The organism is Bacillus sp. SRB_331 (assembly GCF_003264175.1).
Taxonomy (GTDB): Bacteria; Bacillota; Bacilli; order Bacillales; family Bacillaceae_G; genus Bacillus_A; species Bacillus_A mycoides.
In genome coordinates this window covers 122,093-135,657 of the sequence record NZ_NADV01000009.1, presented here as the reverse complement: position 1 = coordinate 135,657, position 13,565 = coordinate 122,093, and the positions used below count along the sequence as shown (strand labels likewise).

Genomic DNA, 13,565 nt, shown 5'->3' with positions numbered 1-13,565 from the left:
CCATAATCCCTTTCTAAGCTCTATTCGTCAATATTTACAACATGATTTCCATCAAAGAAATATAAACATTTCTCTTTCACAGGATGTTTTAAGCTTTTCTCGAGTGCTTTTGCATATAGTGAAAGCTGTACTTTGTATCGGTCTTCTAAAATTGGTTTCGCTTGATCAAATCCGCCTGGAAACTTTCCTTCAATCGTATCTGTTTTAAAGTCGATTAAAGTAATTCCGTCTTCCTCTTCGATCATGCAGTCGATAACCCCTTGGACAAGTATTGATTCGCCTTTCTTCCCTTGCCAATCTTGATACGCTTCTTCTGCTGAAAGCATCATCGTAAATGGTACTTCACGTTCAACACTTTTTGCTGCTAGCACCCTTTTACCTAAGTCACTATCAAAGAATGAAATGACTTTTTCAATCGCTATTTCTTCAGCTTGTTCAAATGTTAATAGTTCTGTATTTACCATTCTTGCAATTTGTTCTTGAAGAACTTCAATCGTAATTGGTTTCTTCAAATCTACATGTTGCATAACAGCATGGACTGCTGTTCCTCGCTCTGCGTATGTTAGCCCTTTTTTCTCCATAAAGCGCGGACGTGTTTTAATTGGTGCACGAAGTTTTTTAATAAAGGCGTTATCGCTACCTTCCTCAGATTGATAATTTCTCTTTATTTCTGTAACAGACTGCTTCGCACGGTGAGATGTCGCGTCCGCATACCCGTATTCCCACATCAATCTGTCGTACACTTCTTCTTTCCGTTCACTTTCTAACGGAACAGCTTTTTTATCACGAAGCGCTTCTAATAGCTCTTGTTTCTCTTCTTGAACTGGTTCTGGTGCAAGTAAATCTTTTCCTTCAACAACTTCTACTTTCCAGCTAGCACTATATTCATAAATTTCGCCTGGAATATTTCCTTGTCCTAATTCAAGAAGCATTTCACTATCACGGTGTCTATATAAGGAAGGTGCAATCCAGTCTAAGTAGCAAGACGCTCCGGCACGAATATGGTCTGGTAATAACCATTCACTATGCTCTCTTGCATCGAGCCATTTTTCCATTTCTTTATTTGCATCTTTAACTGTTCCAATTAAAATTAACTTCTCTTTTGCACGTGTTAACGCTACGTATAGTACGCGCATTTCTTCCGCAATTAATTCCATCTTCATTTTACGCTTAATCGCTAGTTGCGATAATGTCGTATATTTAATTCGTTTACGAGGATCGATAAATTGTGAACCGAAACCGAAATCTTTATGAAGTAAGAAACGCTTCATTAAATCTTGTGTATTAAAACGGCGACCAAGCCCAGCTACAAATACGACTGGGAACTCTAGCCCTTTACTTTTATGAATCGTCATAATGCGAACAACATCTTCTTGTTCTCCGAGGGCTCTCGCCGTTCCCATATCATCTCCGCGTTCTAAAATACGCTCAATAAAGCGCAAAAAGCGGAATAATCCTCTAAACGATGTTGCTTCATATTGTCTTGCGCGATCATATAGTACGCGTAAGTTTGCCTGCCTTTGCTTTCCGGCTGGTAAACCGCCGACAAAGTCGTAATAGCCTGTCTCACCGTACACTTTCCAAATTAAATCAGAAAGAGATTGTTGACGCGCAAATTCACGCCACCCTTGCAGTAAGTTATAAAACCACTCTAATTTATCATGCAGTTCTTGTTCTTCTTCAAGCGGCGCTCCCTTTAAGAATGAGCTCATCACTTCATAAAACGAGCCTTTCTTTCCATGAGCACGAAGCGTCGCAAGTTCTTCGTCATTTAGTCCAACGATCGGTGAACGAAGTACAGCTGCAAGCGGAATATCTTGCATCGGGTTATCAATGACGCGGAATACGTTCATCATAATATTTACTTCTGTCGCTTCAAAGTAACCAGTCGCAAGGTCAGCATATACCGGAATTCCTTGTAGTTTTAACTCTTCCATAATTTGCGGCGCCCATGGCATGGAGCGAAGTAAAATAACGAAATCACGATATTGCACTGGGCGCATACTATCAGTTTTACGATCATACACTTCATAGCCTGAATCGACCATTGCTTTAATACGCTGCGCCATAAGACGAGCTTCAAGCTGCGCTTTTTCTACTTCGGCACCTTCTTCACCGTCTTGCACTTCTTCCTCAGTTTGCTGAATACATAATAGCTCTGCCGCTACATCTTCACCTTCTGGATAGCTAGCACCTAGCTTTAATTCAGCGTCAGCATCATAATCGATTTCGCCGACTTCTTCGCCCATAATTTGTTTGAAAATAAAGTTCGTACCTGCTAGCACTTCATGACGGCTACGGAAGTTTTTCGCTAAGTCAATCTTCATTCCGCCGCCCGATCCTTCTTGTGTGAAACGTTTATATTTTCCTAAGAATAAACCAGGCTCTGCTAGTCGGAAACGATAGATTGACTGTTTTACGTCACCAACCATGAACAAGTTTCCTTCACTCTCAGAATCTTTCGTTACGAATTTAATAATTGATTCCTGTACGAAGTTCGTATCTTGATATTCATCAACTAGTACTTCAGCAAATTTATTACGATATTGAAGCGCTACTGCTGATGGCTTCATTTCACCGCCTTCACTTTGCTCGCTTAAAATTTGTAAACAGAAATGCTCTAAATCTGTGAAATCGACCATTCCTTTATCTCGCTTAATCGCTTGGAAACGCTCTGTAAATACTTTTACAAGCTTCACGAGTTTTTCTAATACAGGATGCATATCTTGAAAATCTCGTAAGAAACTTTCGGGTCTGCGGCTAAATAGCTCTTCTTGTAATTTCTTCACTTCATCTTTCGCTTTATTACGAAGAGAATCTACTTGTTTTACAACATCTTCGTTGTAATCACTTTTTTTAATACGCTTTAACGTTTGCCACGATACATTTTGCATCGCTTCATAAACGCTTGTCCACGATCCACGCGCTGCTGAGGATAACGTTCCAAGTAAAGCTAAATCCGCTTGTAAAGTTTCAACGCGAGGCGCTGGACCATCAGGAAGCATTGCGAGTTCAGTCGCCTTACGAATATGCTTTTCCGCTGTTTCAAGCTGGAATTTTACATCTTCTAATAAGTAAGAAGCGTACACTAAATCTTCAATCGTCTTTCCTTCAACGTCGTATGCTTCTACTAATTTATCAAGCCACTTCTCCGGGTTTGGATGCGCTCTTGATTCTGTATGAAGCGCTAAAATCATTCGTTGTAAGTCATCGTCACTACGGTCACTCGTATAACGATCAACTAGTTCAAAGAAAATACTATTATCTTCGATTCCATATTCTTCTTCTAATATGTCATCTAGCACTTCTTCTTTTAATAACTCATTTTCTGTTTGGTTCGCAATACGAAAACGAGGATCGACATCAAGCATGTAATAATATCCTCTAATAACTTGTAAACAAAATGAATGAATTGTAGAAATGGAAGCTTTATTTAATAAGCTAAGCTGCTTTCTTATATGCTGTGAACCTGGCCCATCAATTAATACTTTTTCTAACGCTTCCCCAATTCGATTTTTCATTTCTTGCGCCGCTGCATTCGTAAATGTTACAACGAGCAGGCGGTCGACATCGACTGGATTTTCCTCACTTATAATCTTTTTAATAATACGTTCAACTAATACCGCTGTTTTCCCTGATCCAGCTGCCGCTGCGACTAAAATATCACGTCCGTTCGCTACAACCGCTTTCCACTGGTCATCTGTCCATTGACTACCTTCTGGTTTCTGAGGCCAATTTTCTATCATTCTCCGCCAACCTCCTCTCTAATTTTCTCCATCGCTTCGCTATCTTTCATATCTTTTAACGTACGGAATTGGTTATCTTCAAGTGATTCATCAAATTGACAAACAGATTTGAAGTTACAGAACGTACATGCCGCTTTATTCCCCTTTTTGTAAGGAGCAATATCGATAACACCTTCTGTAATGTCTTTTCCGATATTTTCAAACGAGTGGTGTACATATTTTTGAAGTACGTTAAACTCTTGTTCACTTGCAATGCTAGAACGCGCACTAAAACTACCATCTTTTTTCAGACCAGCAGAAATAATATCAGAGCTTCCTGTTGAAAGTTTATTATCCATTAAACGCACAACGTCAGCATCTCCTAGTACGAGACCTTTCATTTTAAATTTCTTTAAAATTTCTTTCTCAATTTCTTCTTCAGATGCATCGCCTTTCATCTCAACAATCGGGTTATGAATATGGAAATACAATACACCCGCCGGTGATGCAGTACTGCCCTTTTTCATCCACGTATGTGCATTTGAAGTAACAACATCTAAATACGTTAACATTTGAAGTGCGAGTCCGTAATACACTTCTGTTAAATCTAACGCTTTCGAACTTGATTTATAATCAATAATACGAAGGAACGTACCACTCTCATCTTCCGCCTTATCAACACGGTCAATACGGCCAACTACTTCCATCTTCACACCATTTGGCAACGCAAATTCCATTGGCGGAAGAGATCCAGTCCCGCCCATACCGAACGGTACTTCTAAATCAACTGGTACAAATCCACTCGACTTCGCATGTTCACGAAGAATAAGTGACGTACGGAAAATGATTTGTTGTAGTTTTTGCTTTAAATAGAAATGACGGTTCGAACTTAATAAAATTTGTCTTTGTAATAACGGTGCAATTTCTTCTATTACTAAAGCAGAAAGGTGTTCACACTCTTTTATTGATAAATCCGCCCAAGTCCGATTTTCACGTAATAGCTTGTCTGCAATTCTCTTCAGCGCTGCATGGAATAATTCACCGATATCTGGCGCATCAAGTTTGAAAATATCACGCTCTCTTAGCGATAAACCGTGCTGAGCAAAATGAGCATACGCACAGCGATTAAATAGTTCCATACGAGAAACGCTTCCCTTAATTGTATCTCCATATAAATCCCTACTTACATCTGTACTTAGTTTCTGTGCACGATTTCGGTAGAATAAACTTGATAACACACGGCTACTTTTTTGCTTCCATTCATCTGAAGTAACGTAGAAGTTATATACGTCCCACCAAAAGTCTAAATTGCCTTCAAATCCGTATCGCTTCCACGTTTGCAGTTGCTGCATGACATAAGACAACGTTACTTCTGGCGTTGCTACATATGAGATTTGTTCCGAACGCGATAAGTCATTTACATCATTCGTAATAAACGATTCTTTCACATCAGGGAACATTCTTTTTATTTTTTTAATAAAACTAGAAGCAAGTAACGTCTTTCCTTCTTCATCCGCAAGCGGACAGGAAATGTATAACTTCTCAGATGCTCTCGTCACCATTTGATACATAACGAACTGTTCTTCTAATAAAGTTTGTCTCGTCGTTGGTGCTAATTCGATACCTGCAGCGGTGAGAACATTTCTTTCCTCATCAGAAAGCATCCCTTCATCCATAGGCGCTGCTGGAATCACTCCTTCATTTACTCCAATAATGAACGTCGCTTTAATATCTGATAATCTAGAATGATCAATGTTAGCAACTAACACTTGATCTAGTGACGGCGGAATGTTCGCAAATTGAAGTGCCTCAAGACCTGTCGACATAACCTCCGTAAACATTGAAAGGGACATCTTCTCTTCGCCAAGCATCTCAACGAACGTATCAAGAAGATTCATCACTTCTTCCCATACTTGCTCATGGTCTGTCGCAAATAAGAAATCTCCATTTTCTTCTGCACGAACACGTAATTCTTCTAGTTTTTTCGGAACGTCAAGCTCCTCTAAAAATAAATATACCGCTTCGCACATTTGCATAACTGTTCCAGCACGCTTCAGTCTTTTTTGCATACGAATAACTGGCGTTCTTACAACGTCGCGAAGTCGATTTATTTTCTCTTCCATTTCACGCTCACTGTCTGTTATCATTTCGCTCGCATCATCAAGAGAACGATAACGACGATACATCCACGGATCTTCAGAAGTCCATCTCTTCCCTTGTACACCGTACGCTAAACAGTAGTTTTCAAACTCATCCATCTCTTCGCGCATCGCTTCTTTTCTTACATCTAATGGATATAAAAGCTCTGTTTTCACGCAGCGGAATACTGCATCATAACGCCAATTCCCGCTAATAATCTCTAAAGCAGAACGAATACATTCTACTAGCGGATGATGTGACATTGGGCGTTTTTCATCGATGAAATGCGGGATATTATAATCCGTAAATAGCGTTCGCATTACGTCGTAATAACTTTCTCCGTTACGAAGAAGGACTGCGATATCTCGGTAACGATAGTCTTCATCCGCCACAAGTCTTCTAATTTCACGAGCTACACCTTCTACTTCAGCTCGTAAATTAGCTGCTGTACTAATTGTTACACTCGCTTCACCATGATACTTTTCATTCGGACGCGCTTCATAATGCGTTTCTAAATGAGCTAATGCTGGAGAATGAAAACGCGGTTGTTCCATAAGTGGAATTGTTTTTTCAATTTCTATTTTCTCTTCACGCGCTACTTGTTTTATTTTTTCATACGTTAACGTCGTTTCATAAAATAAATCTAGTTCATTCACTGGCTGCGCTAACGTTTTTTCATCTATCGTTAATGTTATTGTTACTCTTGTTCCTAATCTCATTAGCCCTCTAACGATTTCTAGCTCTTGAGGAGAAAATGAATGGAATCCATCTATATAAATTTCCGCGCCTTTTACATACTCAGAGTCTGAAAGCTTCTCAATTAATAATTGTAAGTAGTCTTCTGAATCTAAATACTTTCCGATTAAAGCACGTTCAAAATCATCATATAGTAACTGTAAATCATACACTTTATTCGCTAGTAGCTTTTGCTCTGCACTACTGCTATGCGTGTCTAATTGTTGCCACATTTCATATACGTTAGACGGCGTCACATTGTAACGTTTAAACTCAGCAATCATACTACCAAGATGTTCAAAGAAACCGTTTTGCTCCGCTGCTTTTTGAAACACAGATAGTCCATCTTTACGAGATTCTACAATTTTACGAAGCAACATATGTACACCAGCTTCATCAATATGAAGACGACTCGCTCCGCCAACTTCTTGCAGCACCTTCCACGCTAATCGCGAAAAACTAAAAACTTGTGCCCGAATAGAACCTCTTACATCTTCGCTCCCAATTAACGCCTGCTGCGTTTGGAATGTCATCTGTTCTGGTACAAGATATAATATTGTTTTCCCTCTTGGGCGCTGTTTTAACTCTTCTTGCACTTCGTGTAAACAAAGTGTACTTTTTCCACTTCCAGCTCTACCAATCACAAATCGAAGTGACATGAAACCCCACCTTTCACTTACATAACGAACGTTAGTTTGCTATCACAATTGTATTATAGGACGATAAAAAAGACAAACATACTCGTTTGCCTTTTCCTTATACTTCATTTTATTATATCAGCCTTTTGAAAAATTCGTTTGTACCTCTTGAATCGGCCAATATCGTAAATCAACTTTACCGACAACTGTATCAGCTTTCACAAAGCCGAAGTGCCTACTATCCCAGCTACCAAGGCGGTTGTCACCAACTACAAAAATAGAACCGGGTGGTACAAACTTTTCTTTCGTTAACTCTTCTAGTTTAAAATCGCCTGTTAATTGCCGTCCATTTGTCTCTTTCTTATACGTCTCTAAATAAGGTTCATCCACGAATTGTCCGTTTATATATAATTTATCATGCTTATATTCGATATGATCCCCAGGTAAACCGATAATTCGCTTTACATAGTCCTCTTTTTTATTCGCATGAAAAACGACGACATCAAATCGATTCAAGTCCCCTACTTGATAACTCACCTTATTTACAACGAGCATATTTCCATCTTGCAATGTCGGCATCATTGACTTCCCCTCTACAACGTACGTTGAAAAGAAAAACGTTCGAAAAAATACAGCTAATAGTACACCAATTAAAATTGTTCTTACCCACTCTAGCCCTTCTTTTTTCAAAGTTTTCTTCATTCGCTTCTCCCCTCGCCCTTTAATGATGAAGCTTGTATTTATAAAGTGAAACTTAATCGGTGGGGGTTTTGTTCATCTCCCACCTAACTTCTTTGCTTCAGTCGAATTTTTTGGTGGGAGTTTTACTGCCCTCAAATAGCGGGACAAAGAAGACTTTTCCTAATGTAGTTCTAACTTTACTTCAATTTTTTTACCGACATACCATAAAATAAAAATAACAACGCCCACAATAACCGATTTCACCGGCTTATGAATAAATGACACTAAATCATGACCGATATACGTTAAAATAAAGATCATAACAAGCTTTCCAAATGCTAATGCTAGTCCAAACTGTTTTACGCTAATGCGAGACAAACCAGCTACAACATTTATAAGCGCAGATGGTGTGAACGGAAAACAAAATATAACAAAGATTGGCGCGAACCCTTTTCTTTCAATCCATCCCATCGCTTTTCGCACTCTCTCATGCTTATTTACAAAAGAAAAGAAACGACTTCTTCCAAAGCTACGAATAATGAAAAATACAAGCATTGCACCAATTACTGACCCAATCCATGAATAAAGAAAACCGAACCAAAAACCAAATGCAACAGCATTCGCCAACACAAACACAATGAGTGGCAATGCCGGAATAAGCGCCTCTATCATCGGTAAGCCAATACCGAGAAGCGGTCCGAACGCACGATAACTTTCAACAATATGATCCATATTTTCTGGTGAAAAATACTCTTTGATCGTTTGAAAATCCATTCTACACTTTACCCCTTTACTCTAATTACTACCTCTACTGTATCATTGCTTAAATGAAAGAGGAAATGGTAGATACGACATATGGAGATGTATTTATTAAAGTTTCCATATCATTCGCTAGAATTCCTTCATTATTATGCTATGATAATCTTTCAATATTCGACAAGACATGAGAATAATTTAGACACCACGCACAGATTATAACTTAACGGTTACATATTATAAAAAAGAAGAAACTACAGAAAGTGTCAATCTGTAGTTTCAAAAAAACCCTTACTACGCGTAAGGTTATTTCTACCTGTATGGAAATGAGTAATGACAAATAATTGTTATACCTTCAAACAATTCTCCTTTTCTAATGACTAGTTCTTACAAGAAACTTTTTTAGTAAGCGTATACTATCAATCACGATAAGTATTAATAAATATAAGAAAGATAGTATTAATACTGTACTTGGAATAGGTAACATTCGAAATTTGTATAAAAACTTATCAATCATATATATATCTTGCTCATTCGTTATAGTAGGAGGAGTGAATATAAGGTGCTCTTGCCAATTATCTATCCAAGTTAAATCAACTGCGGAAAATTGCATTATTCCTAACCACAAGTAAAGAAAAATCGGTATGAGAACCATATATTGTAAACTATGTAATATCTTTTTTTCCTTCTTACATTCAATAATTTGAAAGACAATAAGTGTCAGTACGTACACAATCGATAGAAGAAATACTATGGTGACAACTGGTTGAATTGAAAAAGCAAATAGCAATTTATCAATTTCACTAATTTGACTATATTCTGTTGCATTTTGAGGCGTAAAAATAAAATGTTGTTTATCAGCACCTATCATTAACTGACTGCCAACGAAACCAGTAAACATAAAGGTAAGAAATAATATAGGCAAAACAAGAATATATTGCGCCCAAAATAACATGGTCCTTTTCAACATAACAGCCCCCTTTTTTATATAATTATATAATAAGGAAAGAACTATCCTGTATACCGCGAATATAAAATGATATATAATCACACTACATTAAGTATATTTAGGAAAATAACCCTTATATTGTAATTATATATCACCTTAAGTTATTAGAGAACGAAAATTCAGGAAATTAACCTTGTTTTATTTATGAATCTTACCGTGCAAATAGTATATATAACAAAATCAAAAAGGATGAGTCTCCCCATCCTTTCCCTCTTACACTTCGCCTTCCTTCACAAAATACACGTTCTCATATGCTGGTGTTAATTTAGATTCTTCATTTTTATCAATCTCTTTAAAGCAAGGATTCCCTTGTTTTTTCTTACGGTCTTCATATTCTTTCCGCAATTTCGCTGTACGATTTTGCTGATTTTCAAAGCTACTTTTTGACATTTCTAGTTTCACAGCGAAACCATTTATAAATCTAATAATAAGATTTCCATCTTTTAATTCTTTATTACCTTCAATATGAAAATGAGATAACCACGCACACTCTTTTCGAGAATAAGAATACGTAGGGAAAAAATAAAGTTGATCTGTCGGACTAATTGCGATAGGAGCTTTATGTGTAATACGAGTTAACTCCTTCGTTCCTTCTTTTCTTCCAAAGAAACTAGAACCATGTTTCCGGCAACTTCTCTCTATAATATCAAGAGGCTTTTGAAATACGAAAAAAGAATCTTCCATTTCAACAATTCGCGTAACAACTTTCTTTTCTCCTAGAACAACAGGAAGTAAGGCCATTGTATTTTTGCTTACAACATAGTTTTCGACATAACGTTCTACTTTACTTTCCATAGTCTACTATCTCCTTTTTTCCATTTATATTAGCAGCTGCATATATAATTTTAGCACCTATGAAAAGGAAATGGTTTACAGATTACGCTTTTTTACAATCTTTTATCATTTATCAAACATTTTATAAATCTCAAAATAATAATATGAAAATAAACACGTTAATGACTATATAAAAATTATTTATAATCGCCCCCTCTTTTCACATCATTACAACAATCAACTTTGCTATAATTAAAATATAAATCAAATATACGGAGGTCTCTCATGGAAGAAAAGCAAGATCATCCAACAATTCAAATGAAAAATAGTAGCATTGTTATCGTAAAAAATTCAGCGAGTATTATATTCGGTTTATTTTTTATTTTACTGTTCTTCGCGAAGCCTTTTCGTAAATCTAAATGTCCAGAATGCAAGAAACGTGAAAAGAAAAAAGCTGTGAAAGAACACTAAAAGGCCTTCCTTTACGGGAAAGCCTTTTTACATACTGATTACCATTTCCTTCATTCTTCTTCATCCTCAAAAAAAACTACTATTTTTTCTTCCAAGATTCTCTGTATCTCTTTCAACCTGTACTATGATTATATATGGTTCTTGATCTAAATACCGAGAATGAGACTTCCTCAAATCAATTACCGTCACTTTATCATTTTCATAAGTTTTCGAGTACGCCTTTATTCCTTCAATCGTACTTTTTAGGCTGTCTTTATTACTAATATAAATATCGTATATCTCAACAACAAAAAAAAGGATGGCATAAGCCATCCTTTTTTCTATAATAAACTATAAAATTATAGTTTGATTACGTTTTTAGCTTGAGGTCCACGGTTGCCATCTTCGATTTCGAAGCTAACTTTTTGGCCTTCTTCTAAAGATTTGAAACCATCAGTTTCGATTGCAGAGAAATGTACGAATACATCGTTTTCGCCTGGAACTTCGATGAAACCGAAGCCTTTTTCGTTGTTAAACCATTTTACTTGTCCTGTAACTGTCATAATTATTTCCTCCTACGAAAATACATTTTATTTAGTCTTCATGTATAAAAAAAGAATCCACACATTATCAAATTCGAAACATAAACTAGTTCTCACATACTTTTTCCCGTTTGTTTTCGGCATTTGATAATATATGGATTGCTTAATTTAATTATTCAACTGGTATTATCATAACACACTTAAAATAGAATGTACAATCTTTTTAAAAATAAAATTTCTAAATTTTAGTATTTCTTATAAAATATAACCACACCTATTCTAATAAGGAGGCGTGTATGACAGAAATAATCCCTAAAAAAACATTAAAGAGAATTGAAAAAGATATTGAAAATAACAACCTTGGAAAAGCAAGAGATAGATTACACGGATTAATCGCTACTTATCCGAATGAATTAGCACTTAGGAAAAAACTCGGTGACATTTACTTTACATTACAATACCCAGAAATGGCTGGACGGTATTGGTATCTTGAAAAAGAGAAAACAGATGTTATGCACGCGGCATGTCTACAATTTGAAAAATCGATGGGAAACGACTCTTATCATATTGTACGTGCTTTAAAATTCAAAGGAGATCGTAACATTATTACAGGACTACACACCGAACGTCCCTTACAGCCATTGCAGAAAAAAGTGATAGAGGAACTAATTGATGATTATGAAGAAACATGGAAAGACAAACTATTTACATGGGGCTGTCTATCATTATTCGCATTCCTTCTTTTTACTACTATCGTTGGTATATTCACTATATTGGATTGGATATTTTAAATAGAAGTAGATGCCTATAACAGGCACCTACTTCTATCATTATTTCGTAAACTGTTCTTCTTCCGTAGATCCTTTTAAAGCAGTCGTTGATGAAGTACCGCCCGTAATTACTTGTGCTACTTCATCAAAGTATCCTGTTCCTACTTCGCGTTGATGGCGCGTTGCAGAGTAACCGTATTTCTCTGCTGCGAACTCTGCTTGTTGTAATTCAGAGTACGCTGCCATGCCGCGCTCTTTATAACCACGCGCTAATTCAAACATGCCGTAATTTAATGAATGGAATCCAGCAAGCGTTACAAACTGGAATTTATAACCGTACGATGCAATTTCTTTTTGGAAGCTTGCAATCGTTTTTTCATCTAATTTTTGTTTCCAGTTAAAAGAAGGGGAACAGTTGTAAGCAAGTAGCTTCCCTGGATATTTCTTATGAATTGCGTCCGCAAAGCGTTTTGCATCTTCTAAGTTTGGCTCCGACGTTTCACACCAAACGAGATCTGCATACGGCGCATACGCTAAACCACGTGCAATTGCTTGATCAAGACCTGCTTTCGTATGATAAAACCCTTCTGGCGTTCTTTCACCTGTAATAAACTCTTGATCAACTGGATCGATATCGCTCGTAATTAAATCTGCCGCATCTGCATCTGTTCTTGCGACGATAATTGTTGGTACACCCATTACATCCGCAGCAAGACGTGCCGAAATTAAATTACGCACCGCTGTTTGCGTCGGTAATAATACTTTTCCGCCTAAATGCCCGCATTTTTTCTCTGAAGATAATTGGTCTTCAAAGTGCACGCCAGATGCACCCGCTTCAATCATCCCTTTCATTAATTCAAATACGTTTAACTGTCCACCAAACCCAGCTTCAGCATCCGCCACAATTGGAACGAAATAATCCGTATCACCGCTACCTTCCATATGCTGAATTTGATCAGCACGTTGAAGTGTTTGGTTAATTCGTTTTACAACAGCTGGCACACTGTTCGCTGGGTATAAGCTTTGGTCAGGATACATATGTCCAGAAAGGTTCGCATCTGCCGCTACTTGCCAACCGCTTAAATAAATTGCTTTTAATCCAGCCTTCACTTGTTGCATCGCTTGGTTTCCTGTTAATGCCCCAAGTGCATTAATATAATCTTCTGTATGAAGTGATTTCCAAAGCTTCTCTGCACCGCAGCGCGCTAACGTATGTTCAATATCAATCGATCCGCGCAGACGAATTACATCTTCAGCTGTATATGGACGTGCTATCCCTTTCCAGCGCGTATCTAATTCCCAGCTTTCCTGCAATTTATCAATTCTTTCGTTTTTCATATGTTCCA

At 37.3% G+C, this 13,565-nt stretch carries 10 protein-coding genes and 1 pseudogene; 2 read left to right on the top strand and 9 right to left on the bottom strand.

Going from position 1 to position 13,565, the window contains the following annotated elements:
• Positions 1 to 20: 20 nt before the first annotated feature.
• The 6 genes from addA to B5P42_RS08275 all read right to left on the bottom strand — a co-directional run bounded on the left by addA (position 21) and on the right by B5P42_RS08275 (position 10,478).
• Positions 21 to 3,746, bottom strand: coding sequence for a helicase-exonuclease AddAB subunit AddA (gene addA / locus B5P42_RS08300; RefSeq protein WP_113734007.1), 3,726 nt, complete (start codon positions 3,744 to 3,746; stop codon positions 21 to 23).
• Complete coding sequence (gene addB, locus B5P42_RS08295) at positions 3,743 to 7,258, bottom strand: helicase-exonuclease AddAB subunit AddB (protein ID WP_016093092.1); 3,516 nt, start codon at positions 7,256 to 7,258, stop codon at positions 3,743 to 3,745. Before addB ends, addA begins: the two co-directional genes overlap by 4 nt.
• Before the next feature lie 117 nt (positions 7,259 to 7,375).
• Positions 7,376 to 7,939, bottom strand: coding sequence for a signal peptidase I (gene lepB / locus B5P42_RS08290; RefSeq protein WP_002011277.1), 564 nt, complete (start codon positions 7,937 to 7,939; stop codon positions 7,376 to 7,378).
• Between the two features lie 159 nt (positions 7,940 to 8,098).
• Positions 8,099 to 8,692 (bottom strand): TVP38/TMEM64 family protein, encoded by a 594-nt coding sequence (locus B5P42_RS08285; protein ID WP_002011278.1) that lies wholly within the window; start codon positions 8,690 to 8,692, stop codon positions 8,099 to 8,101.
• A 355-nt stretch (positions 8,693 to 9,047) separates the two neighbouring features.
• Positions 9,048 to 9,644: a DUF4306 domain-containing protein gene (locus B5P42_RS08280; protein ID WP_113734006.1), complete on the bottom strand. Its 597-nt coding sequence runs from the start codon at positions 9,642 to 9,644 to the stop codon at positions 9,048 to 9,050.
• A 252-nt stretch (positions 9,645 to 9,896) separates the two neighbouring features.
• A complete protein-coding gene (locus tag B5P42_RS08275) occupies positions 9,897 to 10,478 on the bottom strand; it encodes a competence protein ComK (RefSeq protein WP_113734005.1) in 582 nt (193 codons plus the stop codon).
• Positions 10,479 to 10,742: 264 nt separating this feature from the next.
• On the opposite strand from B5P42_RS08275, the gene B5P42_RS08270 reads away from it, so the two are divergent.
• On the top strand, positions 10,743 to 10,928 hold the full coding sequence (locus B5P42_RS08270) for a hypothetical protein (RefSeq protein ID WP_002011281.1): 186 nt from the start codon (positions 10,743 to 10,745) through the stop codon (positions 10,926 to 10,928).
• 50 nt (positions 10,929 to 10,978) lie between these two features.
• On the opposite strand, the pseudogene B5P42_RS33105 reads toward B5P42_RS08270, so the two are convergent.
• Both B5P42_RS33105 and cspA read right to left on the bottom strand, forming a co-directional pair.
• A pseudogene (locus B5P42_RS33105) lies at positions 10,979 to 11,240 on the bottom strand (hypothetical protein).
• A 26-nt stretch (positions 11,241 to 11,266) separates the two neighbouring features.
• Positions 11,267 to 11,470, bottom strand: a complete 204-nt coding sequence (cspA, locus tag B5P42_RS08260; protein ID WP_002011282.1) for an RNA chaperone/antiterminator CspA — start codon at positions 11,468 to 11,470, stop codon at positions 11,267 to 11,269.
• 275 nt (positions 11,471 to 11,745) lie between these two features.
• Here cspA and B5P42_RS08255 point away from each other — a divergent pair, with 275 nt between their 5' ends.
• Positions 11,746 to 12,240: a DUF6584 family protein gene (locus B5P42_RS08255; protein ID WP_113734003.1), complete on the top strand. Its 495-nt coding sequence runs from the start codon at positions 11,746 to 11,748 to the stop codon at positions 12,238 to 12,240.
• Between the two features lie 39 nt (positions 12,241 to 12,279).
• Here the strand turns inward: B5P42_RS08255 and aceA are convergent, their stop codons facing one another.
• Complete coding sequence (gene aceA, locus B5P42_RS08250) at positions 12,280 to 13,557, bottom strand: isocitrate lyase (RefSeq protein ID WP_113734002.1); 1,278 nt, start codon at positions 13,555 to 13,557, stop codon at positions 12,280 to 12,282.
• Positions 13,558 to 13,565 lie beyond the last annotated feature (8 nt).

What these genes read in the sequence shown, in the direction of transcription:
- addA (WP_113734007.1), bottom strand. Translation starts at nt 3,746, where the DNA reads ATGATAGAAAATTGGCCTCAGAAACCAGAAGGTAGTCAATGGACAGAT.
- addB (WP_016093092.1), bottom strand. Translation starts at nt 7,258, where the DNA reads ATGTCACTTCGATTTGTGATTGGTAGAGCTGGAAGTGGAAAAAGTACA.
- lepB (WP_002011277.1), bottom strand. Translation starts at nt 7,939, where the DNA reads ATGAAGAAAACTTTGAAAAAAGAAGGGCTAGAGTGGGTAAGAACAATT.
- B5P42_RS08285 (WP_002011278.1), bottom strand. Translation starts at nt 8,692, where the DNA reads ATGGATTTTCAAACGATCAAAGAGTATTTTTCACCAGAAAATATGGAT.
- B5P42_RS08280 (WP_113734006.1), bottom strand. Translation starts at nt 9,644, where the DNA reads ATGTTGAAAAGGACCATGTTATTTTGGGCGCAATATATTCTTGTTTTG.
- B5P42_RS08275 (WP_113734005.1), bottom strand. Translation starts at nt 10,478, where the DNA reads ATGGAAAGTAAAGTAGAACGTTATGTCGAAAACTATGTTGTAAGCAAA.
- B5P42_RS08270 (WP_002011281.1), top strand. Translation starts at nt 10,743, where the DNA reads ATGGAAGAAAAGCAAGATCATCCAACAATTCAAATGAAAAATAGTAGC.
- cspA (WP_002011282.1), bottom strand. Translation starts at nt 11,470, where the DNA reads ATGACAGTTACAGGACAAGTAAAATGGTTTAACAACGAAAAAGGCTTC.
- B5P42_RS08255 (WP_113734003.1), top strand. Translation starts at nt 11,746, where the DNA reads ATGACAGAAATAATCCCTAAAAAAACATTAAAGAGAATTGAAAAAGAT.
- aceA (WP_113734002.1), bottom strand. Translation starts at nt 13,557, where the DNA reads ATGAAAAACGAAAGAATTGATAAATTGCAGGAAAGCTGGGAATTAGAT.